Source organism: Rheinheimera sp. MM224 (assembly GCF_947090785.1).
Taxonomy (GTDB): domain Bacteria; phylum Pseudomonadota; class Gammaproteobacteria; order Enterobacterales; family Alteromonadaceae; genus Pararheinheimera.
Window position 1 is genome coordinate 2,459,526 of sequence record NZ_OX352320.1, and the last position, 21,846, is coordinate 2,481,371.

At 46.2% G+C, this 21,846-nt stretch carries 24 protein-coding genes and 1 tRNA gene; 9 read left to right on the forward strand and 16 right to left on the reverse strand.

All coding sequences use genetic code 11. From position 1 onward, the window contains the following. Positions 1 to 81: 81 nt before the first annotated feature. Complete coding sequence (locus tag OM978_RS11590) at positions 82 to 1,122, forward strand: MBL fold metallo-hydrolase (protein WP_264342379.1); 1,041 nt, start codon at positions 82 to 84, stop codon at positions 1,120 to 1,122. 71 nt (positions 1,123 to 1,193) lie between these two features. Here the strand turns inward: OM978_RS11590 and OM978_RS11595 are convergent, their stop codons facing one another. The 6 genes from OM978_RS11595 to OM978_RS11620 all read right to left on the reverse strand — a co-directional run bounded on the left by OM978_RS11595 (position 1,194) and on the right by OM978_RS11620 (position 7,321). Next, positions 1,194 to 1,331 carry a hypothetical protein gene (locus OM978_RS11595; RefSeq protein WP_264342381.1) on the reverse strand — a complete coding sequence of 46 codons (138 nt, stop codon included), beginning with the start codon at positions 1,329 to 1,331 and terminating at the stop codon, positions 1,194 to 1,196. Further along, positions 1,331 to 1,498 (reverse strand): hypothetical protein, encoded by a 168-nt coding sequence (locus tag OM978_RS11600; RefSeq protein WP_264342383.1) that lies wholly within the window; start codon positions 1,496 to 1,498, stop codon positions 1,331 to 1,333. Before OM978_RS11600 ends, OM978_RS11595 begins: the two co-directional genes overlap by 1 nt. A gap of 28 nt (positions 1,499 to 1,526) precedes the next feature. Beyond that, the gene (locus tag OM978_RS11605; RefSeq protein WP_264342385.1) at positions 1,527 to 2,087 is read right to left on the reverse strand and encodes an NAD(P)H nitroreductase; all 561 of its coding nucleotides are present in this window, start codon (positions 2,085 to 2,087) and stop codon (positions 1,527 to 1,529) included. Between the two features lie 122 nt (positions 2,088 to 2,209). Beyond that, positions 2,210 to 3,613 carry a glycogen synthase gene (locus tag OM978_RS11610; RefSeq protein ID WP_264342387.1) on the reverse strand — a complete coding sequence of 468 codons (1,404 nt, stop codon included), beginning with the start codon at positions 3,611 to 3,613 and terminating at the stop codon, positions 2,210 to 2,212. Positions 3,614 to 3,668: 55 nt separating this feature from the next. Beyond that, entirely contained in the window at positions 3,669 to 4,901 is a 1,233-nt protein-coding gene (glgC, locus tag OM978_RS11615) for a glucose-1-phosphate adenylyltransferase (protein ID WP_264342388.1), read from the reverse strand. A gap of 401 nt (positions 4,902 to 5,302) precedes the next feature. After that, positions 5,303 to 7,321: an FAD-dependent oxidoreductase gene (locus tag OM978_RS11620; protein ID WP_264342390.1), complete on the reverse strand. Its 2,019-nt coding sequence runs from the start codon at positions 7,319 to 7,321 to the stop codon at positions 5,303 to 5,305. 160 nt (positions 7,322 to 7,481) lie between these two features. On the opposite strand from OM978_RS11620, the gene sppA reads away from it, so the two are divergent. After that, a complete protein-coding gene (gene sppA / locus OM978_RS11625) occupies positions 7,482 to 9,365 on the forward strand; it encodes a signal peptide peptidase SppA (RefSeq protein ID WP_264342391.1) in 1,884 nt (627 codons plus the stop codon). Between the two features lie 248 nt (positions 9,366 to 9,613). On the opposite strand, the gene OM978_RS11630 is transcribed toward sppA, so the two are convergent. Further along, positions 9,614 to 9,704, reverse strand: a tRNA-Ser gene (locus tag OM978_RS11630). 168 nt (positions 9,705 to 9,872) lie between these two features. On the opposite strand from OM978_RS11630, the gene OM978_RS11635 reads away from it, so the two are divergent. The 5 genes from OM978_RS11635 (at position 9,873) to OM978_RS11655 (ending at position 11,945) form a co-directional block, all read left to right on the forward strand. Beyond that, positions 9,873 to 10,541 (forward strand): Bax inhibitor-1/YccA family protein, encoded by a 669-nt coding sequence (locus OM978_RS11635; RefSeq protein WP_264342392.1) that lies wholly within the window; start codon positions 9,873 to 9,875, stop codon positions 10,539 to 10,541. A gap of 100 nt (positions 10,542 to 10,641) precedes the next feature. After that, the gene (gene tusD, locus OM978_RS11640; RefSeq protein ID WP_264342393.1) at positions 10,642 to 11,007 is read left to right on the forward strand and encodes a sulfurtransferase complex subunit TusD; all 366 of its coding nucleotides are present in this window, start codon (positions 10,642 to 10,644) and stop codon (positions 11,005 to 11,007) included. Next, entirely contained in the window at positions 11,004 to 11,357 is a 354-nt protein-coding gene (gene tusC, locus OM978_RS11645) for a sulfurtransferase complex subunit TusC (RefSeq protein WP_264342394.1), read from the forward strand. Before tusD ends, tusC begins: the two co-directional genes overlap by 4 nt. Position 11,358: 1 nt before the next feature. Beyond that, the gene (locus OM978_RS11650; RefSeq protein ID WP_264342395.1) at positions 11,359 to 11,610 is read left to right on the forward strand and encodes a DsrH/TusB family sulfur relay protein; all 252 of its coding nucleotides are present in this window, start codon (positions 11,359 to 11,361) and stop codon (positions 11,608 to 11,610) included. Further along, positions 11,610 to 11,945, forward strand: coding sequence for a TusE/DsrC/DsvC family sulfur relay protein (locus OM978_RS11655; RefSeq protein ID WP_264342396.1), 336 nt, complete (start codon positions 11,610 to 11,612; stop codon positions 11,943 to 11,945). Before OM978_RS11650 ends, OM978_RS11655 begins: the two co-directional genes overlap by 1 nt. 21 nt (positions 11,946 to 11,966) lie before the next feature. On the opposite strand, the gene OM978_RS11660 is transcribed toward OM978_RS11655, so the two are convergent. From OM978_RS11660 to lrp, 7 genes are all read right to left on the reverse strand, one after another. Next, on the reverse strand, positions 11,967 to 12,161 hold the full coding sequence (locus tag OM978_RS11660) for a hypothetical protein (RefSeq protein ID WP_264342397.1): 195 nt from the start codon (positions 12,159 to 12,161) through the stop codon (positions 11,967 to 11,969). Between the two features lie 62 nt (positions 12,162 to 12,223). Continuing rightward, positions 12,224 to 13,516: a serine--tRNA ligase gene (gene serS, locus OM978_RS11665; protein WP_264342398.1), complete on the reverse strand. Its 1,293-nt coding sequence runs from the start codon at positions 13,514 to 13,516 to the stop codon at positions 12,224 to 12,226. Positions 13,517 to 13,521: 5 nt separating this feature from the next. Beyond that, positions 13,522 to 13,896 carry a fluoride efflux transporter CrcB gene (crcB, locus tag OM978_RS11670; RefSeq protein ID WP_127023096.1) on the reverse strand — a complete coding sequence of 125 codons (375 nt, stop codon included), beginning with the start codon at positions 13,894 to 13,896 and terminating at the stop codon, positions 13,522 to 13,524. Next, on the reverse strand, positions 13,896 to 15,221 hold the full coding sequence (locus OM978_RS11675) for a replication-associated recombination protein A (protein WP_264342399.1): 1,326 nt from the start codon (positions 15,219 to 15,221) through the stop codon (positions 13,896 to 13,898). Before OM978_RS11675 ends, crcB begins: the two co-directional genes overlap by 1 nt. Beyond that, entirely contained in the window at positions 15,218 to 15,844 is a 627-nt protein-coding gene (lolA, locus tag OM978_RS11680) for an outer membrane lipoprotein chaperone LolA (RefSeq protein WP_264342400.1), read from the reverse strand. The genes OM978_RS11675 and lolA overlap by 4 nt, the downstream gene beginning before the upstream one ends. A 20-nt stretch (positions 15,845 to 15,864) precedes the next feature. Then, positions 15,865 to 18,525, reverse strand: a complete 2,661-nt coding sequence (locus tag OM978_RS11685; protein WP_264342401.1) for a DNA translocase FtsK — start codon at positions 18,523 to 18,525, stop codon at positions 15,865 to 15,867. 349 nt (positions 18,526 to 18,874) lie between these two features. Next, entirely contained in the window at positions 18,875 to 19,360 is a 486-nt protein-coding gene (lrp, locus tag OM978_RS11690; RefSeq protein WP_046521198.1) for a leucine-responsive transcriptional regulator Lrp, read from the reverse strand. Positions 19,361 to 19,495: 135 nt separating this feature from the next. On the opposite strand from lrp, the gene ald reads away from it, so the two are divergent. Beyond that, positions 19,496 to 20,617: an alanine dehydrogenase gene (gene ald, locus OM978_RS11695; protein ID WP_233007282.1), complete on the forward strand. Its 1,122-nt coding sequence runs from the start codon at positions 19,496 to 19,498 to the stop codon at positions 20,615 to 20,617. A gap of 98 nt (positions 20,618 to 20,715) precedes the next feature. Further along, positions 20,716 to 21,144 (forward strand): DUF192 domain-containing protein, encoded by a 429-nt coding sequence (locus OM978_RS11700; RefSeq protein WP_264342402.1) that lies wholly within the window; start codon positions 20,716 to 20,718, stop codon positions 21,142 to 21,144. 9 nt (positions 21,145 to 21,153) lie between these two features. Here the strand turns inward: OM978_RS11700 and OM978_RS11705 are convergent, their stop codons facing one another. Together OM978_RS11705 and OM978_RS11710 are read right to left on the reverse strand one after the other, a co-directional pair. Further along, complete coding sequence (locus OM978_RS11705; protein ID WP_264342403.1) at positions 21,154 to 21,471, reverse strand: CcdB family protein; 318 nt, start codon at positions 21,469 to 21,471, stop codon at positions 21,154 to 21,156. Continuing rightward, complete coding sequence (locus OM978_RS11710; RefSeq protein ID WP_264342404.1) at positions 21,471 to 21,716, reverse strand: type II toxin-antitoxin system CcdA family antitoxin; 246 nt, start codon at positions 21,714 to 21,716, stop codon at positions 21,471 to 21,473. Before OM978_RS11710 ends, OM978_RS11705 begins: the two co-directional genes overlap by 1 nt. Positions 21,717 to 21,846: the final 130 nt, after the last annotated feature.

Consider the following 21,846-nt stretch of genomic DNA (forward strand, 5'->3'; position numbering starts at 1 on the left):
AGTTTACTTTTAAAGGGCCAGCTGATGAGCTTTCGTCGCCACAGTGTTGCTGTTATTTTGTTACTTATAACCGGAGCCGTTATGACATCCTATTTATCTGCTACCAATGAAAACCAGAGATACATCAATAGTTCCGGCGCAAATGACGCTGGTTTTGCCAAGCTACCGCAAATTTTATGGCTGTACCTGACCAATACCAATAAAGAGCGCAGCCCGGCTTTTAACTTGCCAGTAGCCAAGATGCAATTGCCTGCAGTGGCTACTGCAGAATCGTTACTATATAAAATCAGTCATTCCACGGTACTGATGCAACTCAATGGACACTATTGGTTAACCGATCCGGTATTTTCTGAACGCGCGTCGCCAGTGCAATGGGCGGGCCCGAAACGCTTCCATCAACTGCCCTTGCAGCTGTCTGAAGTCCCTGCTCTGGCTGGTGTTATTTTGTCGCATGACCATTACGATCACCTGGATAAGCACAGTGTGCTTGCCCTGAATGACAGAACAGAACGTTTTATTGTGCCACTAGGTGTGGATCAGCACTTGATACGTTGGGGCATTCCCCAGCAGAAAATTATCGCGCTGGACTGGTGGCAAGACACCAGTTTGCATGGCGTCACCTTGACAGCCACTCCGGCTCAACATTTTTCCGGCCGTGGCCTGAGTGATAAAAACAAAACCTTGTGGGCTTCGTGGGCAATAAAAACTGACGAGTTGAACCTGTTTTTCAGTGGCGACAGCGGCTATTTCTCAGGTTTTAAAACCATTGGAGAACGGCTGGGCCCTTTTGATCTGACGTTGATTGAAACCGGGGCTTATAACGAATTATGGGCAGATATTCATATGCTGCCTGAGCAATCCTTGCGTGCGCATCTGGATGTACAAGGCAAACACATGATGCCTATTCACAACAGTAGTTTTGATTTAGCCATGCATAACTGGCATGAGCCATTGGAACGATTGGAAGCAGCGGCCAAAGCCTATCAGGTGCCTTTGCTCACGCCAGTCTTTGGTCAGGCGATATCACTGCAACAACTTGATGCTACAGCAACGCAAAAGCGCTGGTGGAAAAGTATGATGGCCGAAACCACTCATACTGAAGAAGTGCTACGTCTGGAGTAAAACAACAAAGCAACACTAAGGGTTCACTGCGGTGTTGCTTTTTATTGCGATGGTCAAAAACTGTGGCTTTGTCAGTTGCGAATTCTGTGAAAAGCAGGCTCTTCAAAGTATTGATAAAATTCATTTTCCAGCGCCTGCTTACGCTCTGTCTGGTAAGACGAGGTTTTAGACAGAGCGACACCAAAGACGTCAAGATAACTTTGTTCCATCAGCTGCTGTAACAGCGGCTTATCCACCAGTCCCAGCAACTCTCCGGCATAAAAAAGCCTTCAGCGCGGTGTTTAAGTGTCACCACATTCTGACCGGCTTTTTTTGCCTGAAATAAGCGGTCAAACTGCAGCCTGACTTCGTTGATAAATAGGCTTTGCTGATCCATCCCCTGCTCTCAATCCTTTGAAACTAGTTTATTGATAGTCGCTGAAAAACTCTTCGACCGCCAAAGGCGCCTTCGCTGGCAATTCCTGAGCACAAGTGCCCAAATACAGGAAACCGACTATTTCATCGTCTTCGCCAAGCTCAAATGCCTGTTTTACAAATTCATACTGAGTGTAAGCACCAGTGCGCCAAATGCCGCCAAAACCCAAAGCAAAAGCAGCTTGTTGCATCGCCATCACAGCACAAGCAGCCGACTGGGTCTGCTCAGATAAAGGCACTTTCGGATGATTGACACATTTAGCGATGCAGACAATCACCATTGGAGCACGCAATGGCAACTGGCGGGCGCGCTCAATCAATTCGTTAGCAACGGATGGATCTTCTTCCAACGCCGCTTCAGCAAAAACATCCCCTAATTTTTCCAGAGATTTACGGCCGTTCACCACCACAAAACGCCAGGGTCTTAAATGACCGTGATCAGGCACCTGCAATGCAGCTTGTTTGATAATAGCCAGAGCTTCGCCACTGGGTGCAGGTTCAGTTAAACGTGCAGAAGAATAGCGGGTCGTCAGTAATGTAACAGCATCCATAAATAAACCCTTTGATTTAGCTCGCTTAAGGCTACCAAACTTTATTTTATTCATACAACAGCTTTCGCACCCACAGCCGCTGTTTGTTCACCATCTGGGCAAAATACCCTTGCGGTGATGTGTTAAGACTGGAGTTGTTGATACAGAACCTGATACTGCACGGCTGATTCAGCCCAACCAAAACGTTGTTGCATACCCCGTTGTTGTATTTTTTTGTACAGGACAGCTTCGCGATATAAAGCCAAGGCTCTGTCTAAGGCTTCCAGCAGAGCTTGCACTGTGGGTTCAGAAAAACCTATACCTGTGGCTTCTTTGTCTGTCAGATCGCGCACTGTATCTTTTAAGCCACCCGTTAAACGCACTAAAGGCACAGTGCCATAACGTAGACTGTAAATCTGATTTAAGCCACAAGGTTCAAACAAAGATGGCATCAGAAAAAAGTCACCCGCAGCTTCCAGTTGATGTGATAAAGCTTCATCAAAACCTTCAACGAAAACAAAGCGACTCGGAAATTTGTCGTTTAACGAGCGTAGTCTACTGACATAAGACTGATCGCCAGTACCCATCATCAACACTTGTGCCTCTGCTTCTGCAAGCCACTGCTCTAACGCCGGCAACAAATAAGCAAAACCTTTTTGTTCGGTGATACGGCTGACCAACACAAAAAGAGGCGTTGAGTTTTGCTCAAGATGATATCTTTGTCTCATTTCAGCTTTGCAGGCCTGCTTGCCTTCGAGTTTGCTACGACTGTATTTGGTTGTCAGATAAATATCAGTGGCCGGATCCCATTGTTCGTAATCACAGCCATTTAAAATACCGGAGAAGTCCTCACCACGAGCCTGATACAAAGCCGCTAACCCATTCGCGGCGGGTTCAGACAATAATTCAGTGGCGTAACCTTTACTGACGGTATTGACCTTATCGGCGTAAGCTAAGCCTAAGGCCAACATACTGGAACCTGCCACAGAACTTGAGGGATAGACTTCAGTTTGCGCTCTGTCTGCAGCGGATAAGCCTTGCTGATAAGCACCATTGTGAATGGTAAACAGCATTTTGGAGCCGGGCAAAGCCTGCTGATAGAACTGTTTTAAATAATACGCCGCTATACCAGTTTGCCAGTCATGGCCATGGATCAGATCGGGTACCCAGCCTGTATCAACACAAAACTGCAACGCAGCCTTGCAGAAAAAGGCAAAACGCAAAGCGTTATCCGGGTAGGCGTGATGTCCATCATCATAAGGCCGTGGCCGACCAAAATAATCATGATGTTCAATCAGTGAGAGCGGTACTTCAGAATTTAATACACTGCGCACAGCACAAGCCTGAGCCTGGCCACCCAGCGCAAAATAGACAGAATGCCAGTTCTCTGCAACAGGAACTGCGTAGAGACTGCCATAACGAGGCAACAACACTCTAACTTCATGCCCTAGTTTTTGCATCTGTAACGCTAAACCCCGGCTGGCATCAGCCAAACCTCCGGTTTTAATCACACCTTCAAATTCACTGCATAAAAACAACACGCGCATTGATTATTTCCCACTAAAGGCCGCATTCCAATCTGCGGCCTTCTGGCCCGCAGTATTAGTCAAATCCCACCATCGCCCCTTTTGGGATCACCACAACACCGTCAGCCGACACATGGAAACGCTGACGGTCCAGCACCGGATCTTCACCAATAATGGTGTTCGGCGCTATTTTCACGTCTTTATCGATGATAGCACGTCGAATACGGCAACCCCGACCAATATCGTTATTGCCCATCAAGACGCTTTTTTCAATATAAGCATGGCTATGCACTACGGTGTTATAACCCAAAATAGACTGATAGACGATAGCACCACTGACAATACAGCCTGAAGCCACCATGGAGCTGATCGCCTGACCTGTTCTGTTGGCTTCATCGTGCACAAACTTCGCAGGTGGCATAGGTGGCGTATAACTACGTAATGGCCAGTATTTATTGTATAAATCCAAAGGCGGTTGAACTGATATTAAATCCATATTGGCTTCATAATATGAATCTAAAGTCCCCACATCACGCCAGTAACCTTTCGAATCTGCCTGCTCACCACGGATCACGTTGGTCGAGAAGTCATACACATACACACTGCCTTGCGGGTACATCTTCGGAATAATGTTATGACCAAAATCGTGTTTCGAATCAATTTGTGCTGCATCTTCGTTCAGTACATCCACTAAGGTCTTAGCGTCAAAAATATAATTGCCCATAGACGCCAATACATAGTCGGGCCGGCCCGGAATAGTTTTTGGATTCGATTTAGGTTTTTCTTCAAACCCGACCATTTTGCCAGTGCTGTCGACTTCAATTACACCAAATTCATGGGCTTGAGACACATGTACAGGAATAGCAGCAACCGTTAAGAGTGCATGGTTCTGACGATGGAAGTTCAGCATTTGCCGCACATCCATTTTATAAATATGGTCACCACCGAATACGCAGACTTCTTCAGGATCCAGGCCGTGGATCAGATGGATATTCTGGTAGACCGCATCTGCAGTGCCCAGATACCAGTGTTTACCTGTTTGCATCTGAGCAGGAATGGGATCAATAAATCTGTTAGTTAAGCCAGTCACCCGCCAGGCACGGCTTAAATGTTTCATTAATGAATGCGATTTAAACTGGGTGATGACAAAAATCTGTAATAAATCCGAATTCACAAAGTTATTCAGTACAAAATCGATAATCCTGTAATTGCCACCAAAGGGCACAGCCGGTTTGGCTCTGACTCCAGTCAAAGGTGCCAGTCTGGTCCCTTCGCCCCCCGCTAAAATCATGGTAAGTACACCAGACATAAAAGTCTCCCTGTTGATAAAACCGACGATTTGAATATTATTTTTTTACTCTGTTGTTGTGAAAGCAAAGCTGATACCACAAACCGCAGAGGTCTTAAGAATTCTTGCCACTCCATTGGAATCAACACTTCTACGAGCATTCAATTTAGGAACAACAGATGACGCAGGTATGACAATTGTCCATTTTGGTGCAGCGTTTGAGCATCGCACCAGAATCGGACAATGCAACTATGCATACGAATGCAATCATGACCTGAGTAATAGCGGGAATTGGGTAGGCTTAGCAAGTGAAATTTAGAAAAATATATTTCACAGGGTGGATCAAAATGATGAACCTGAGAGGATTTAAACAGCTTCAACCTTAATCAACTCAGGTTGAAGCCACATATTGCCAACAAAAACTACAGACGGGCAGCTAATTCAGCGCCCTGACGAATGGCACGTTTTGCATCCAGCTCAGCAGCCACATCAGCACCACCGATCAGGTGCACTTGCTGACCTGCATCCAATAGCTGCTGCTGCAAACTGCGCTCTGGTTCCTGTCCTGCACAGACAATGACGTTATCAACCGCCAAGCAACGTTCCTTACCATCAATGCTGATCCAAAGCCCTGCATCATCTACTTTGTTGTAGCTTACGCCAGAGAGCATTTCTACGCCCTTTTTCTTTAATGAACTGCGGTGGATCCAGCCTGTGGTTTTACCAAGACCAGCCCCTACTTTGCTGGTTTTACGCTGCAACAAAAATACTTTGCGCTCTGAAGGTTCGGACGGAGCATCTGCCAGCAAAGCACCACGGCTTTGATAGTCTTTATCTATACCCCAGTCTTTTAACCAGGCTTCAGGTTGCAAAGTTAATGAATGTGGTTCTGTTAAATATTCAGACACATCAAAACCAATACCACCAGCCCCTATCACAGCCACGTTCTGGCCGACTGGCTTATGATGTTTCAGTACATCGAGATAACTTAATACTTTAGGGTGATCAAAACCAGGGATATCCAGCTGACGTGCTTTAATGCCACTGGATAACACCACATGATCATAACCACCTGCGGACAAACTTTCTGCCGTTTGCTCCGAATTGAGTTGCACATTGACCTTGTTTACTTTCAGCATCTCGCCGAAATAACGCAGCGTCTGATGAAACTCTTCTTTACCTGGTATTTGCTTGGCGTAATTAAACTGGCCACCAATTTCACTGCCACGATCAAACAGCGTGACATCATGACCACGGGATGCTGCATAAACACTAAAAGCCAAACCTGCAGGACCAGCCCCTACTACGGCGATTTTTTTCTTTGCCGCTGCGGTTTCAAAATTCAGCTCTGTCTCATAACAGGCTCTGGGGTTAACTAAACAGCTGGCGCGTTTTTTCTGGAATACATGGTCCAAACAGGCCTGATTACAAGCAATACAGGTGTTAATTAAATGCGCCTGGTTTGCCGCTGCTTTATTAACGAACTCAGCATCCGCTAAAAATGGCCGGGCCATACAGACCATATCGGCCTGGCCTGACTCAAGAATAGTTTCCGCGACCTGCGGATCGTTAATTCTGTTGGTCGCAATCACAGGAATACTGGCGTGTTTGCGCACTTGCTCAGTTACCCAACTAAAGGCGGCGCGAGGCACCATAGTGCCTATGGTCGGAATTCGTGCTTCATGCCAGCCAATGCCCGTATTGAGCATGGTGGCGCCAGCCGCAGCAGCAGACGCTGCCAGTGCGATGACTTCATCAAAGCTATTGCCGTCTTCCACTAAATCCAGCATGGATAAACGATAAATAATAATAAAGTCTTTACCACAGGCTTCACGCACTGCTTTTAAAATTTCCAACACAAAACGGCAACGGTTCTCAAAACTACCGCCCCATTGGTCGGTACGCTGATTAGTTCGGGCACACAGGAACTGATTCAGTAAATAACCTTCAGAGCCCATAATTTCAACGCCGTCATAGCCGGCTTTTTTCGCCAGTTTGGCAGAATGAGCAAAGTCAGCAATAGTGCTGCGAATTTGGCTGTCGGACAGAGCTTTAGGCTTAAAAGGTGTGATAGGTGATTGCACAGCGCTTGGTGCCACACTAAATGGATGATAGCCATAACGGCCTGCATGCAGCAGCTGAATACAAATTTTCCCGCCGTGCTGATGCACAGCTTGTGTCACTTTTTTATGTTTACCAGCCTGCCACCACCAGGTCAGCTGACTACCAAAAGGCACCAGATTGCCGCGAAAATTCGGGCTAATGCCACCGGTGATAATTAAACCTACGCCACCTTTGGCCCGTTCGGCATAAAAAGCGGCCAGTTTATCAAAGCCTTGTTTCTCTTCTTCCAGGCCAGTATGCATAGAACCCATAATGACGCGGTTTTTTAATTGAGTGAAGCCCAAATCCAGTGGGGCTAATAAATGCGGATATGCCACAACAATCTCTCTGGTCGTACCTGTTGAATAGCAAGAATGTAGCCGTTTTAATGCTTTATCGCAAGATATAAACATTTACTTACAAATTCCACCCTGAGCTTTCCCTCTAAATTCGTTAGCATAGACCTCTATTACTTTGCCGAAACTATAGGTACATCATATGTCTGAGAAAAAACCTGGGATCTTAAGACGCTTTTTTGGTGGCATTTGGCGCGCTATCAGTCTGGTTCGTCACATCACCTTTAATCTGATTTTTGCCATCTTATTTATCTTTATTCTGGTCTCCATTTTCAGCGGCGACGATAAAGTGGAAGTCCCTGAAAGCGCGGCTTTAGTGCTGAACTTATCCGGCGATCTGGTGGAAGAAAAACGTTATGTCGACCCTCTGGATCAAGTGCTGAATGAAAGCATGGGTTCAGAAGAAGAAGAACCTGAAATTTTAGTCACCGACCTGCTGAAGACTATTCAGGCAGCGAAAACCGACGAACGAATTAAAGCCATCGTATTGGATTTATCTTCTTTTGGCTCAGGCTCAATGGATAAGCTGACTATGGTGGGCAGCGCGTTGCAAGACTTTAAGGCAGCAGGCAAAAAAGTCCTGGCGACTGGCGACTACTACAGTCAGAACCAGTATTTCCTGGCATCTTACGCCGACAGCATTAACTTAAATCCTATGGGCACCGTATTGCTGGAAGGTTTCGGCAGCTACCCTATGTATTACAAATCTGCTTTAGAAAAATTAAAGGTCACCACTCACGTCTTTAAAGTGGGCACCTATAAATCGGCAGTAGAGCCTTTTACCCGCGATACGATGTCTGATGAAGCCAAAGAAGCGAATAAAGCCTGGTTAGAGGAATTATGGGCCAGCTACAAAGCGCAAGTCGCTGAACGCCGTGGTTTTGCCGTCGACAACTTTGATGAAACCATTACTGGTTTGTATCAAAAGCTGCAGGCCGTTAACGGTGATATGACCCAGTATGCGCTGGATGCGAAATTAGTCGACAGCATTAAAACCCGCGAAGAATTCCGCCAGGACTTAATTGCTTTGGTCGGCGAAAGCGAAAAACACAGCTTTAATCAAATCCAGTTTAAAGATTACCAAGATGTGGTGTTGCCTCCTGTTCAGTACGATAATCCGTTGACTGAAAAAGTCGCTGTTGTTGTAGCTCGTGGCACTATTATTGATGGTTCCGCTAAAGCCGGCACTATAGGTGGTGATACCACTGCTGCTTTATTACGTCGCGCCCGTTTCGATGAGAAAGTAAAAGCTGTAGTAGTGCGTATCGACAGCGGTGGCGGCAGTGCCTTTGCATCAGAAGTCATAGGTCAAGAAATCAAGCTGTTAAAAGCCGCTGGTAAACCTGTCATAGCCTCTATGGGTGCTGTTGCTGCTTCTGGTGGTTATTGGATTGCAGCACCAGCTAATGAAATTTGGGCCTCTCCTACTACGATCACAGGCTCTATTGGTATCTTCGGCTTATTCCACACGCTGGAAAATGCGATGCCAGTCTTAGGTTTGAACATTGATGGTGTAGGAACTTCTGAACTTGCAGGTTTAAGTTCTGGTTTACCACTGTTTAAAGGTTTAACACCAGAGATGTCAGGTATTTTCCAATTGATGATAAATAAAGGCTATGACGACTTTATCGGCATGGTGTCTGAAAACCGTGGTATGAGCAAAGAAGCAGTCGACAAAGTAGCACAAGGCCGCGTCTGGACTGGCACCAAAGCACTGGAGTTTGGATTGGTCGATAAACTGGGCACCTTTGATGACGCTATTGCTGCTGCCGCTGAAAAAGCTGGCTTAAAGCAATACGACATTAAAGTGATGGAACAGGAATTAACTCCAACCGAACAGCTGCTGCGTGATATGTTTGCCTCAAGTACAGTACAGGCCATGTTACCTGATGCGAAAGAGTCAGCCTTCAGCCCACTGCTGAAAAACATTGTGACGCAAATTAACCAGGATTTTAAAGTGCTGGAGCAGTTTAACGATCCAAAAGGTATTTACTCAGTTTGTATGAGTTGTACAGCGGTGAATTAAAACTTGTGTCAGCAACAGAAGCCGCCTCGTGCGGCTTTTTTTATTGCTTGATGCATGAAAACACAGAACCAATAGGCAAACGAACCCGTAATTACCCAAAGTAATTGGAGTTGCAGGGAGGCGACAAGTGATTGAGTCCCCAGGAGCATAGTAGTCCTATGTGACTGGGGCGAGAGTGCGCGGTCAACAAAGCTGCAGCTTCAAGTACGAAGGGGATAAGCTTTCGTTGATACGGGTTCTGGGAAAAATGGCGGAGGGGGAGAGATTCGAACTCTCGGAAGGCTATTAACCTTCGCCGGTTTTCAAGACCGGTGCATTAAACCGCTCTGCCACCCCTCCGGCGCCGCGTATAATAATCAGATCGGTTGCGAAAGAAAAGCATTTTTTTAAACTTTGATAAAACAAGGTAAATGATTGAATTGTTTTACAAAGATAACTGCTGGCACTTTGGGAACTTCCCAAGTAAGATAAAGTCAGAAAAGTAACTATTGAATGGAGAGAACAGCAATGTCCTACAACCAAAACACGCACACTGGCCAGATAGGCCACAGTGTTGAAGTCAACAAAGTATTACGTAATACCTATTTCCTGCTGGCGATGACACTGACATTCAGTGCAGTCACAGCAGGTATTTCGATGGCTATGAACTTCGGCTTTCTAATGGGTCTCGCATTTTTAGTCGCTGGCATAGTCTTAAGTATCGTTGTGATGAAAAAAGCTGAAAGCGCGAGCGCTTTAGGCTGGATCTTTGCGTTCACAGGCTGTATGGGTGCCTCTATTGGCCCTATGCTGAATCGTTTTGCTGCGATGGCCAACGGTCCTGAATTGATTATGCAGGCACTTGGTCTCACCGCTGTGGTGTTTTTCTCTTTGTCTGCATACGTTTTGACATCGCGCAAAGATTTCAGCTTTATGGGCAATTTTCTGTTTGTAGGTTTGATTGTGGCAATTGTGGCTGGTCTGGCTAATATCTTCCTGCAAATTCCAGCTCTGCATCTGGCCTACAACGCAGTTATCGTAATGATTATGTCTGGTTTAATCCTGTTTGACACCAGCCGTATTATCAACGGTGGCGAAACTAACTATATCCGCGCTACAGTCGGCTTATACCTGAACATCTTCAACCTGTTCACTTCGTTACTGCAGTTACTGGGTATCATGGGCAGCGATGATTAATTAAGGCTTGAGATAAGCTGATGTTGCAGTAAAATACCCCGCCAAATGCGGGGTATTTTTTTGCCCTGATTTAGAGAAATTTTCTGCGGGATCCAGAAACATGACCAGTTTTGCCGTTCTGATTGAAGGCCCGGTGTTACAAGGCCAAAGTTTTGTCAGCGCCTTGCGGTTTATGCAGCAGGCCGTTGAGGCCAAACATGTTATTGATTCCGTATTTTTATACCGCGATGCAGTAGGTGCAGCGTCCGCCCTGATTGATTTACCTTCAGACGAACCTAATCTATCGGTCAAACTGCAGCAGTTTTGTCAGGCGCATCAGATCCCTTTGCTGTTTTGTATCACTGCTGCAGAGAAACGTGGTGTTTGCTCCAATGAGCTAAAGCCAGCAGATGGCTATATAGCTGCTGGGTTAGCCGAGTTTGCCATGCGTTTGGCCAAGGCGGATAAACTGGTGCAATTTTCATGAAGATAGCAGTGTTAGTGACCAGCTTGCCTTTGCAAGGCATAGCAGCACGCGAAAGCCTGGATTTAATTTTTGCTTTAGCTGCAGTCGATCATCAGCTCAGCGTTATTTTTAGTGGCGATGCTGTATATCAGTTGGTACAAACCGATGACAGCGCAGAGCTGATGGTCAAAGACTTCAGACGTAGTTTTAAGCTGTTTGAACTTTATGATATTGAAAATTTATATATCTGCGCGGAATCGTTACGGCAAGGTCAATTACAAGCCAATACGCTTGTGCTGGACGTGCAGCCGCTGGATAGCTTAGAGCTTAGCCAATTGCTTTACACGCAACATCATGTGATTAAGGCCTGATATGAGACTTTTTGATCTAAGCCACAACCAGTTGCCTGATGTACTGAGTCTTGTCAGTGCAGAAGATAAAGTTTTGTTAAGGCAAGAGGCTGTATATTTAATGACAACAAGTCAGCTAAACAGCCTGCCCTGTGCTGTCTATTGTTTGGCTGCAGACGCCGCTGTGCGTGGTATAACGATCTCAGAACCTTTCACCGCATTGAATGACAGCCAGTGGCTGGATTTAGTGCTACAAGCGAAGCAACAACTCTGATGAACGAATTGATTTTAAATAACCAAAGCTACCCGCTGGATAAACATGGTTACCTGGCCGATTTAGCGCTGTGGACGCCGGAGCTGGCTGAAGAATTTGCCCGCTTAGAACACATCACTATGACGGAAGCTCACTGGGAAGTAGTGAATTTTGTCCGTGCTTTTTATCAGGAGTACCAAACTTCTCCAGCCATACGTTTATTGGTGAAAAGCATGGGAGAAAAACTGGGAGCAGATAAAGGCAACAGCAAATATTTGTTTTTGTTATTTCCGGAAGGGCCAGCCAAGCAAGCCACTCGTATCGGCGGCTTACCAAAACCAGCTAAATGCCTGTAAACAAATACAAAAAAGGGGCAATTAGCCCCCTTTGTACATCGACATACCAGCTTCAAAACTGGTCATCACCACTATAGCTATTACGCCAATCAACACCAGCCAATACATCCAGCGCAGCATCACCTTGATAGGATTTGCCCTGCTTTTACGTACGACAACATGACGTGGTATAGCAGTCTTTTTTGAATTTTGTTGTTGTTCTTTGATGAGCGACATCCGACTTACCAGGTTAAAGGAGCAGAACAGCTGCTCCTTACAGAAATTAAACAAAGTGCAGATTAACAGCGGATCTCTGTTTTACCACCCATATAAGGTTGCAACACGGCTGGGATCTGAATAGAACCATCAGCTTGCTGGTAATTCTCCAGAATAGCAACCAGTGTTCGACCAACGGCTAAACCAGAACCATTTAGGGTATGCAGCAGCTCAGGCTTTTTACCTTCACCGGGACGGAAACGAGCTTGCATACGACGAGCCTGGAAATCACCCATGCTTGAACATGAAGAAATTTCACGGTAGGTATTTTGTGCCGGCAACCAGACTTCCAAATCGTAGGTTTTGGTTGAACCAAAACCCATGTCACCAGTACACAGCAACATAGTGCGGTAAGGTAAACCTAACAGCTGCAGTACTTTTTCTGCATGGCCAGTTAACTCTTCCAGTGCAGCAAATGACTGATCCGGATGCACTAACTGCACTAATTCCACTTTATCAAACTGGTGCTGACGAATTAAACCACGGGTATCACGGCCGTACGAGCCGGCTTCGCTGCGGAAACACGGCGTATGAGCTGTGTATTTTTGTGGCAGTTCAGCCAATTCAAAAATGCAGTCACGGGCTAAGTTGGTGACAGGCACTTCAGCCGTTGGGATCAACGACATGCCTACGCCTTCTTCTGTCGCAGGTTTGGTATGAAATAAATCCGCACCAAATTTTGGCAACTGGCCTGTACCATACAACGAAGCCGCATTGACCAGATAAGGCACATACAATTCGGTATAGCCATGCTGCTCAGTGTGTAAGTCCAGCATAAACTGGCTTAAAGCACGGTGCAGACGGGCAATTTGGCCACGCATTACGACAAAACGAGATCCTGCAATTTTGACAGCATTTTCAAAATCCAGACCTTTGTCCAGCGCTTCACCTAAAGCCACATGATCTTTTGGCTCAAATTCAAAAGCACGGGCTTCGCCCCACTGACGTACCATCACATTACCGGTTTCATCTTTACCCGTTGGCACAGATTCATGCGGTAAGTTTGGAATAGCACTGACAATAGTGTCCCATTGGGCTAAAACGGCATCGAGCTTTTGCTTAGCCTCTTCAAGCTCTGCACCTAAACCATCCACTTCAGCCAGTAATGGTGTTATGTCTTCACCACGGGCTTTGGCCTGACCTATGGCTTTGGATTTGGTATTACGTGAATTCTGTAAATCCTGAGTCGCCATTTGCAACTCACGGCGCTGCTCTTCCAACTGCTGCAGAGTATCCACATCCAGCTGAAAACCACGGTCAGCCAAACGTTGGGCAGTTTGAGCTAATTCGGCTCTTAAAAATTTTGCATCTAACATAGTGATTACTTCATTGAGCCCAGCTTTAAACCCAGCCAGGCGAGTGTTAAACAAATCAGCACGTTCAGTACAACGTTCAGGCCGGCTTTCACCAAATCGCCTTGTTGCAGCAGTAAAACAGTGTCGAGTGAAAAAGTCGAAAAGGTAGTAAAGGCACCTAAAAAACCTACGCCGATCAGAGTCTTCCACGGGTTTACCGTCAGATGTTCGGCTAAAAACAGGCCATAAAGCAGACCTAATACAAAAGACCCGAGAATATTAACCAGCAAAGTGGCAAAAGGGAATGATTTACCACAAAGATGCAGGATAAATTCGCCTAAACCGAAACGGCAACAGGCACCTAAAGCTCCACCAATAGCTACAGCCAGATATGCGTGCATCAGTCCTGTCCTTTTGCTTGTTGGTCCAGCATGGCTAAATAGGCCATTTTGTCCTGCAGTTGTTTCTCTAAACCGCGATCGGACGGCTGATAAAACTTCATTCCTGCCATTTCAGCTGGCAAGTACAGCTCTCCCGCTGCATAAGCGCCAGGTTCGTTATGGGCATAGCGATAGGCCTTGCCAAAACCTTGTTGTTTAGCCAAAGCAGTTGGCGCGTTACGTAAATGATCCGGCACTTCAAAGGATGGATGTTGCTGCACATACTGCCGCATCTGGTTAAAGGCGCTGTACACCGCATTGGATTTTGGCGCTAACGCCATATAGACGGCAGCCTGAGCTATAGCGCGTTCACCTTCGGCAGGACCCACACGAGCAAAGGTATCCCAGGCATCCAAACCAATAGTTAAAGCGCGTGGGTCGGCATTGCCTATGTCTTCACTGGCGATTGCGAGTAGCCTGCGCGCCACATACAAAGGATCGCCACCGCCTTCTAAAATACGGCAGTACCAATACAAAGCCGCATCCGGGTTGGAGCCACGTACCGATTTATGAAAGGCAGAAATTAAATCGTAAAAAATATCGCCCTGCTGATCAAAACCCGGCAATTGCCGTGGTACTAACTGACGGAATAAATCAGCTGTCAGTTCAGTTATCGCGGCGCCCTGCTGCGCTGTTTCAACGGCTTGCTCAAACAGGTTTAATAAGCGCCGCGCATCGCCATCCGCCAATTGCAGCAATAAGGATTGGGCTTCACTGCTAATCTGCACCTGCTGGCCAGACTGCTGATAATGTGCCACGGCTCGTTCTATGACTAAAGCCAGATCCTCTGCCGTCAGCTTTTTTAAAATGCAGACGCGGGCGCGGGATAACATGGCGTTATTCAAAGCAAACGCAGGATTTTCAGTAGTAGCACCAATAAAAATAATGGTGCCATCTTCAATATGAGGTAAAAACGCATCTTGCTGGGCTTTGTTAAAACGGTGCACTTCATCAACAAATAATAAGGTGCGTTGATTTTGCACCAGACGTTGTTTGGCTGCCTGAATTTCTTCGCGTATTTCTTTTACACCAGCAGTTACAGCAGATAAGCGGGCAATAGCAGCTTTGGCATAAATGGCAATCAACTCTGCCAACGTGGTTTTGCCTGTGCCAGGAGGGCCCCATAAAATCAAAGAAGAGATACGCCCTGCTTCTATCGCCTTACGCAGCGGTGTGCCAGGACCCAGCACTTGCTGCTGTCCAACATAGTCCGATAACTTCGTTGGCCTCAGCAGCGCTGCCAGAGGCCTTATATCGTCGTGGAATTCAAAGCCGAGGTTGTTCACTTGACGCGTTGATCATCCACTTCAGCTGTAGCAGGAATTGCAAACTGGAACAACTCTGATGCCAGCGGCGTGTTGTACTGCACCAGATTAAAATCAAAAGTGCTGTTCTGGCCATTGCTGTCGATGACGATCATTTTTGATAAAGCTAAACCCGAGAATTTCAGGCTCAACTTTTTCACCGCATTGCTTGGATCTTTAGGCGTAATATCAAACTGATCGTCTGCACCAGTCACACTGTACTGAGCCCATAATTTAGGGTCGTGTGAGGTCAGCAGCACAAAAGGAGTTTTCTGCACTTGCTCTTTTGCATCATAAATACTGACCTGATCCAATAATTCGGCATAAAACCACAGCGTTTTACCATCACCAATAAACAGGTTTGGCTCTGGTGTCTGGGTTTCAAAGCGAAATAAAGACGGCTGTTTCAGTGACAACATGCCTTCGCCCTGTTGGATCAGCTTATTGCTGGCATCAACGACGGTTTGGTCAAAACTGGCCTGAAAGCTGGTTAAACGTGCTAATTTTTTCTGCAAATCATCAGCCTGATCCGCCACCGCCATAAAAGCAGGCAGTATCAGCGACAACACCAGGGCAACAGCTTTATTTGCTACAGTTTTTTTCATAATGACCTTATAACAATCGTTTAAAATACTTTAGGAGGAGGAGGCGCTAATACTTCACGGTTACCGTTGTGGCCTGCACCACTGACGATACCGCTCATTTCCATTTGTTCAACTAAACGGGCGGCGCGATTATAGCCAATACGGAAGCGTCTTTGTACACCTGAAACCGAAGCTTTACGGCTTTCAGTGACAAAAGCCACAGCCTGGTCAAACAATGGGTCCGACTCGCCTTCATCATTTTCCATGCTTTCGCCCGGCAGTAAGCTATCTTCTGATGGCTCACCGTTTAAGATTTCAGAAATGTAATTCGGTTTGCCACGGCGTTTCCAGTCCGATACCACAGCATGTACTTCATGGTCATCGACAAAAGCACCATGCACACGGGTTGGTACACCAGAACCTGGTGGCAGATACAACATATCGCCCTGACCCAATAAGCTTTCAGCACCCTGCTGATCCAAAATGGTTCTGGAGTCAATTTTCGACGACACCTGAAACGCCATACGGGTTGGAATATTGGCCTTAATTAAGCCTGTAATGACATCCACTGACGGACGCTGAGTAGCTAAAATCAGGTGGATACCGGCAGCACGGGCTTTTTGCGCTATACGGGCAATCAGCTCTTCTACCTTTTTACCGACAATCATCATCATGTCAGCGAATTCGTCGATAACGACAACGATAGAAGGTAACTTCTCAAGCTCAGGCGGCATTGTCATCATATTATCGCTTGGCTTCCAAATCGGGTCACGAATGGGTGTACCAGCTGCTATAGCATCCTGAATTTTCTGGTTGTAACCTTTTAAGTTACGCACCCCAAGGGCCGACATCAGCTTGTAACGCCGTTCCATTTCACCGACACACCAGCGCAGGCCGTTAGCCGCTTCTTTCATATCTGTGACTACTTCGGTCAGCAAATGCGGAATGCCTTCATAGACAGACAATTCCAGCATCTTCGGGTCGATCATTAAAAAACGCACATCTTCAGGCGTAGATTTATACAACAGACTACAAATCATCACGTTCACGCCGACCGACTTACCAGAGCCTGTGGTACCGGCTACCAGCAAGTGCGGCATACGGCCTAAATCGGCGACTACAGATTTACCGGCGATGTCTTTGCCGAGCACCATAGTTAAAGGTGATTTAGACTGAATAAAGACTTCATCGCCTATCACTTCTGATAAACGCACTATTTCACGGAACTGGTTCGGAAGCTCCAAACCTATATAAGATTTACCCGGGATAACTTCCACGACCCGCACACTGATGGCCGATAAAGAACGGGCTAAGTCTTTAGATAAACCGGTGATCTTACTGACCTTCACACCAGGTGCTAAATCCAGCTCAAAACGGGTCACCACAGGACCTGGCAATACGGCAACAACTTTGGCATCGACACCAAAATCCAATAGCTTAGTTTCAACTAAACGTGACACCCGCTCTAAATCGGCTGGATCTATAGGGTTAGTGGCTTTGTCTGGTCTGTCTAATAAAGCTAAAGAAGGTAAATCATCTGGGCTGAACGAGGCAGCAACAGGAGTATCGTCTTCTTCCTCTTCTTCAATCACCACAGGAGCGACCACTGTCTGACGTTCCACTTCGGCAAAACTTTGTTCCAGATGCTGCAACTGCTCAGGATAATAAGCGTCATCTACAGCAGAGAAACTCAAGTCATCATCAGCTAATGTATCAACACTGACAAAAGCTACAGCTTCGGTTTTTTCGTCCAACGGTGCAAAAGGCAAAGGCTCTATCCGCTCATTACCGGGGAAATAGGCACGGCTTGGCTGGCTTTGCACTTCCTCAATGTCAGGTAAAGGGATTTGTTCTTCTTCAGGCGCAATAAACGCAGATTGCACTGCTTCATTACGAACCGGGCTTAAACGAATTACTTCTGGTGCTACAGCGGGCTCAGTAAAAGAAATATCAGCCATTTTAGGCGTCGTAGTGGCATCCATCTCTGGTTCGCGACGCTGCTGTGGTACTGTAGATTCGGTCTGGAAAGATAAAGGGGATGCAGCTTTGGCAGCAGAGCGCTGCGCCAGATAATGGCCTAAACGGGTTGGAGCCTGATACAAAGCGATCAGCGCACGCATAGTTAAAGCACCGAGCTCATCCGCTACTGTGACCCAGGAAATACCTGTAGCCAGAGTTAAGCCTGTAGATAAACCACAAAGCAGCAATAAAATAGTACCGATAAAATTAAAATTCGGCATCAGCATAGAGGAAACCACGTCGCCCACTACACCGCCGGAAGAAAAATAGAAAATATCGTTGAAGTTGATACTGCTGATCGCGCTGGCGCAAAGAATAGTTAAAACTAAACCTATCAGACGCAACCCCAAAATAAGGTAATCCATCTCCATTAAAGCTTTGGCGCGGCGGGTTAATAAATAACCGGCAAAAGCCACCAGAGGCGGCACTAAATAAGCAATCCAGCCAAAGGTAAATAACAGAATATCAGCAATCCAGGCGCCTTTTGGTCCTGCATAATTATGAACAGCGGTTTGATAACCTGCCTGAGACCAGCTTGGGTCAGCCGGGTCGAATGACATTAAAGCCAATAACATAAAGGCAGCAAAACCAAAGCTGAGGATCAACCCCACTTCAGATAAACGCTGCATTCCGTTTAAAGAAAACAATAATTTGGCTCGTAACCTTCTGGCTTCACTCAACACTACAAGATCCCATTTATTCTAAGAATTCTACCTACTTAAGATACCAGAGAGACAACTCTGATGCACCCCTTTATAGCCGTATAACCTGAAGCCACAGCCTTATTGACTATAACTTCAGCGACAAAAGCTTATATAAACTTTAACGCCTGAACACTGGCTGTACAAAACTCCTTCGTCCTTGATGCCATAGCGTCGTTGACTGCCTGCTTTTAATAAAAGAGGCTCGCCCCAGTCACATAGGAACAACTATGCTCCCGGGGTCTCACTCGCTTGTCGCCTCGCTCTGGCAACAAAGCTTTTGGGATTTACCCTTCTCTTTGATGTTACAGCCCTATTTAAGACGCTGGCATCAATTGACCGCAACAAAAGTGGTTTGTTTCACTTCTTCCATCACCACATAAGTGCGGCTTTCCCGTACGCTGGGTAAACGTAATAAGGTTTCACCTAATAGCTCGCGATATGCCGCCATATTGGCAACCCGGGTTTTCAATAAAAAGTCGAAACTGCCGGAGACTAAATGGCATTCCTGTATTTCATGCAGTTTCTGCACGGCTTTACTGAATTCGTCAAAGTCCTCAGGCGAAGTTTTACTTAAAGTAATTTCCACAAAAACCAGTAACGCGGAACCCACTTTATTTGGGTCGACCTGTGCTGTGTAGCCCAGTATATAGCCCTCCGCCTCCAGCTTACGCACCCGCTCAAGGCAAGGAGTAGCACTCAACCCTACCCTTTTCGCCAATTCAACATTGGCAATACGACCGTCGTGCTGTAATTCAGTCAGAATTTTGCGGTCTATCCGGTCTAGTTTTTTGACACTTTTACTGGTTTCGTACATAGCAGATAAAAATTTCACTTTTGAATTTATAACAGGATTTATAACTGCGATTCATTCAAAAAACAACAGGTAAAACTACAAATCAGTAACTATACTAGGCGAAAATTTTACTCAACCCTACACAGGCGGAATATCATGATTATTGGCGTACCTAAAGAGATTAAAAACCACGAATACCGCGTCGGTATGACCCCTGCCAGCGTGCGTGAGCTGACTGCTCTTGGCCACACTGTTTTTGTTGAACACAATGCAGGTAGTGGCATTGGTTTTGGTGACGATGCCTATCAGGCTGCTGGTGCAACAGTATTAACTACTGCTGCTGAAGTCTTCGCTAAAGCAGAAATGATTGTCAAAGTAAAAGAGCCTCAGGCTGTTGAGCGCGCTATGTTGCGTGAAGGCCAAATCCTGTTCACTTACCTGCACTTAGCACCGGATTTGCCACAAACTGAAGACCTGATCAAATCAAAAGCTATTTGTATCGCGTACGAAACAGTCACAGACAACCGTGGTGGTTTGCCTTTATTAGCTCCTATGTCTGAAGTTGCTGGCCGTATGTCTATTCAGGCTGGTGCCCGTGCACTCGAAAAATCATGTGCCGGTCGCGGTATGTTATTAGGTGGCGTACCAGGTGTTGAACCAGCCAAGGTCGTGATTATCGGTGGCGGTATGGTCGGTACCAACGCAGCTCAGATGGCTGTAGGTATGGGTGCTGACGTGGTCGTACTGGACCGCAGCGTAGACGTATTACGTCGTATCGATGCTCAGTTCAACGGCGCAGTGAAAACTGTGTACTCCACTGTAGATGCACTGGAAAAACACGTGTTATCTGCTGACTTAGTCATTGGTGGCGTGTTAATTCCAGGTGCTGCAGCTCCTAAGCTGGTCACAGCAGATCATATCAAGCGTATGAAACCAGGTTCTGCTATTGTTGACGTGGCTATCGATCAGGGCGGTTGTGTAGAGACCTCTAAAGCCACTACTCACGCTGATCCAACGTACATTGTTGATGACGTAGTGCATTACTGTGTGGCGAACATGCCAGGCGCAGTGCCACTGACTTCTACTTTTGCTCTGAACAACGCCACTTTGCCGTTTATCATCCGTTTAGCCAACAAAGGCTACAAACAGGCACTGCTGGACGATGCACATCTGTTAAACGGCTTAAACGTGATCAACGGTCATGTGGTGAACAAACACGTAGCAGACGCGTTAAACCTGCCATTTGTTGAACCTAAGCAAGTGTTAGCTGCAGTCTGATTTATACAATACCCCTTGATCAGGGCGGCATTAGCCGCCCTTTTTATTTGCTGCAATTTCCGTTAGTCTTTCTGCTTCACTCTCCAAGGTTTTTTATCATGAACTATCTGTTATCCGCTGTTTTTGCTTTAAGTTTTTCTGTGGCCGCTGTTGAAGAAATCCAGTTCGAAAAAGAATGGATCAAAGTCGGCCATCTTGAATTAGAAGTAGAACTAGCCTTAACCACAGAGCAACGCGCCCGTGGTCTGATGTACCGCGATAAAGTAGAAAATGGCATGTTATTTATTTACGATGAAGAACGGATATTGTCGTTCTGGATGCGTAACACCAAAGTGCCGCTGGATATCGCTTATATCAAAGCAGACTGGACTATAGAACCTGTTCAGTTCCTTTATCCCTATGATGAAAAAGGTAAAAAATCTAAAGGCCCTGCCATAGGTGCCTTGGAAATGCCTCAAGGCTGGTTTAAAGCCCAAGGATTAGCAGCGGGCACTAAGATTATCCGTTGTGGTAAGACGTGCGATTAAGAAGACTGATTAAATACCAGTAATAGCAAGATCCAAAGCCGCGACAATCTGATCTCTAAAATGCGCGAGAGAACCTACCGGATTCCTCAACTGCTTTTCTGGCACCGCAGCAATTTGTGGCGTGAGTAACAATAACTCTTCACCATCGAAACTTATCTGCGGTGTAAGCCCCTTCATTGCCTCGCCACCAAAAGCTGAACCCCTGCCCAAAGGAATCACAATACGGGTAGCAAGCTCGGTAAGTACCGCACTTTGAATATCAACCAGATAAGGATAATAGGCTTTGCTGTGGTTACTGGGATTAGCATACACATCAAACTGAGCCATCAAAAGCTCCTGAATTCGTCACCAAAACAGCCATGCTGTTCAACAAATTCGTTATAGCTTTTAATGGCTGCACGGTTTTCTTCAACCCACTGAGCAGCTTCGTATTTCGCCAACTCTTCTTTCAGTGCTCGCTCCAGGGTGGCGGAAAGATTGATGTTCAAAGCCCGTGTTTTAAGCAACAGATCACTATTCACTGAAAGATTCGCGGCTTTTTTGGGTGCTGTTACATCATAAAGATCGGCCATAAAAGCCTCCAGACTATTAGCTCAGCTATAAAAATAGCATATGCGCATTAGTATGCGCAGGCAAGTGTTTTAGCAGGAATACAAACAAAGGTCAGATTGACTTCAACAGATGGATAACGAATGAGGAAAA

Excerpts from the sequence above, each read along its gene's own strand:
- OM978_RS11705 (WP_264342403.1), bottom strand. The coding sequence starts at position 21,471 with ATGGCTCAGTTTGATGTGTATGCTAATCCCAGTAACCACAGCAAAGCC.
- OM978_RS11660 (WP_264342397.1), bottom strand. The coding sequence starts at position 12,161 with ATGTCGCTCATCAAAGAACAACAACAAAATTCAAAAAAGACTGCTATA.
- OM978_RS11655 (WP_264342396.1), top strand. The coding sequence starts at position 11,610 with ATGAACGAATTGATTTTAAATAACCAAAGCTACCCGCTGGATAAACAT.
- ald (WP_233007282.1), top strand. The coding sequence starts at position 19,496 with ATGATTATTGGCGTACCTAAAGAGATTAAAAACCACGAATACCGCGTC.
- sppA (WP_264342391.1), top strand. The coding sequence starts at position 7,482 with ATGTCTGAGAAAAAACCTGGGATCTTAAGACGCTTTTTTGGTGGCATT.
- OM978_RS11635 (WP_264342392.1), top strand. The coding sequence starts at position 9,873 with ATGTCCTACAACCAAAACACGCACACTGGCCAGATAGGCCACAGTGTT.
- OM978_RS11595 (WP_264342381.1), bottom strand. The coding sequence starts at position 1,331 with ATGGAACAAAGTTATCTTGACGTCTTTGGTGTCGCTCTGTCTAAAACC.
- OM978_RS11605 (WP_264342385.1), bottom strand. The coding sequence starts at position 2,087 with ATGGATGCTGTTACATTACTGACGACCCGCTATTCTTCTGCACGTTTA.
- OM978_RS11700 (WP_264342402.1), top strand. The coding sequence starts at position 20,716 with ATGAACTATCTGTTATCCGCTGTTTTTGCTTTAAGTTTTTCTGTGGCC.
- tusC (WP_264342394.1), top strand. The coding sequence starts at position 11,004 with ATGAAGATAGCAGTGTTAGTGACCAGCTTGCCTTTGCAAGGCATAGCA.
- lolA (WP_264342400.1), bottom strand. The coding sequence starts at position 15,844 with ATGAAAAAAACTGTAGCAAATAAAGCTGTTGCCCTGGTGTTGTCGCTG.
- OM978_RS11710 (WP_264342404.1), bottom strand. The coding sequence starts at position 21,716 with ATGGCCGATCTTTATGATGTAACAGCACCCAAAAAAGCCGCGAATCTT.
- glgC (WP_264342388.1), bottom strand. The coding sequence starts at position 4,901 with ATGTCTGGTGTACTTACCATGATTTTAGCGGGGGGCGAAGGGACCAGA.
- tusD (WP_264342393.1), top strand. The coding sequence starts at position 10,642 with ATGACCAGTTTTGCCGTTCTGATTGAAGGCCCGGTGTTACAAGGCCAA.
- OM978_RS11650 (WP_264342395.1), top strand. The coding sequence starts at position 11,359 with ATGAGACTTTTTGATCTAAGCCACAACCAGTTGCCTGATGTACTGAGT.
- OM978_RS11610 (WP_264342387.1), bottom strand. The coding sequence starts at position 3,613 with ATGCGCGTGTTGTTTTTATGCAGTGAATTTGAAGGTGTGATTAAAACC.
- OM978_RS11590 (WP_264342379.1), top strand. The coding sequence starts at position 82 with ATGACATCCTATTTATCTGCTACCAATGAAAACCAGAGATACATCAAT.
- OM978_RS11600 (WP_264342383.1), bottom strand. The coding sequence starts at position 1,498 with ATGGATCAGCAAAGCCTATTTATCAACGAAGTCAGGCTGCAGTTTGAC.
- lrp (WP_046521198.1), bottom strand. The coding sequence starts at position 19,360 with ATGTACGAAACCAGTAAAAGTGTCAAAAAACTAGACCGGATAGACCGC.
- crcB (WP_127023096.1), bottom strand. The coding sequence starts at position 13,896 with ATGCACGCATATCTGGCTGTAGCTATTGGTGGAGCTTTAGGTGCCTGT.
- serS (WP_264342398.1), bottom strand. The coding sequence starts at position 13,516 with ATGTTAGATGCAAAATTTTTAAGAGCCGAATTAGCTCAAACTGCCCAA.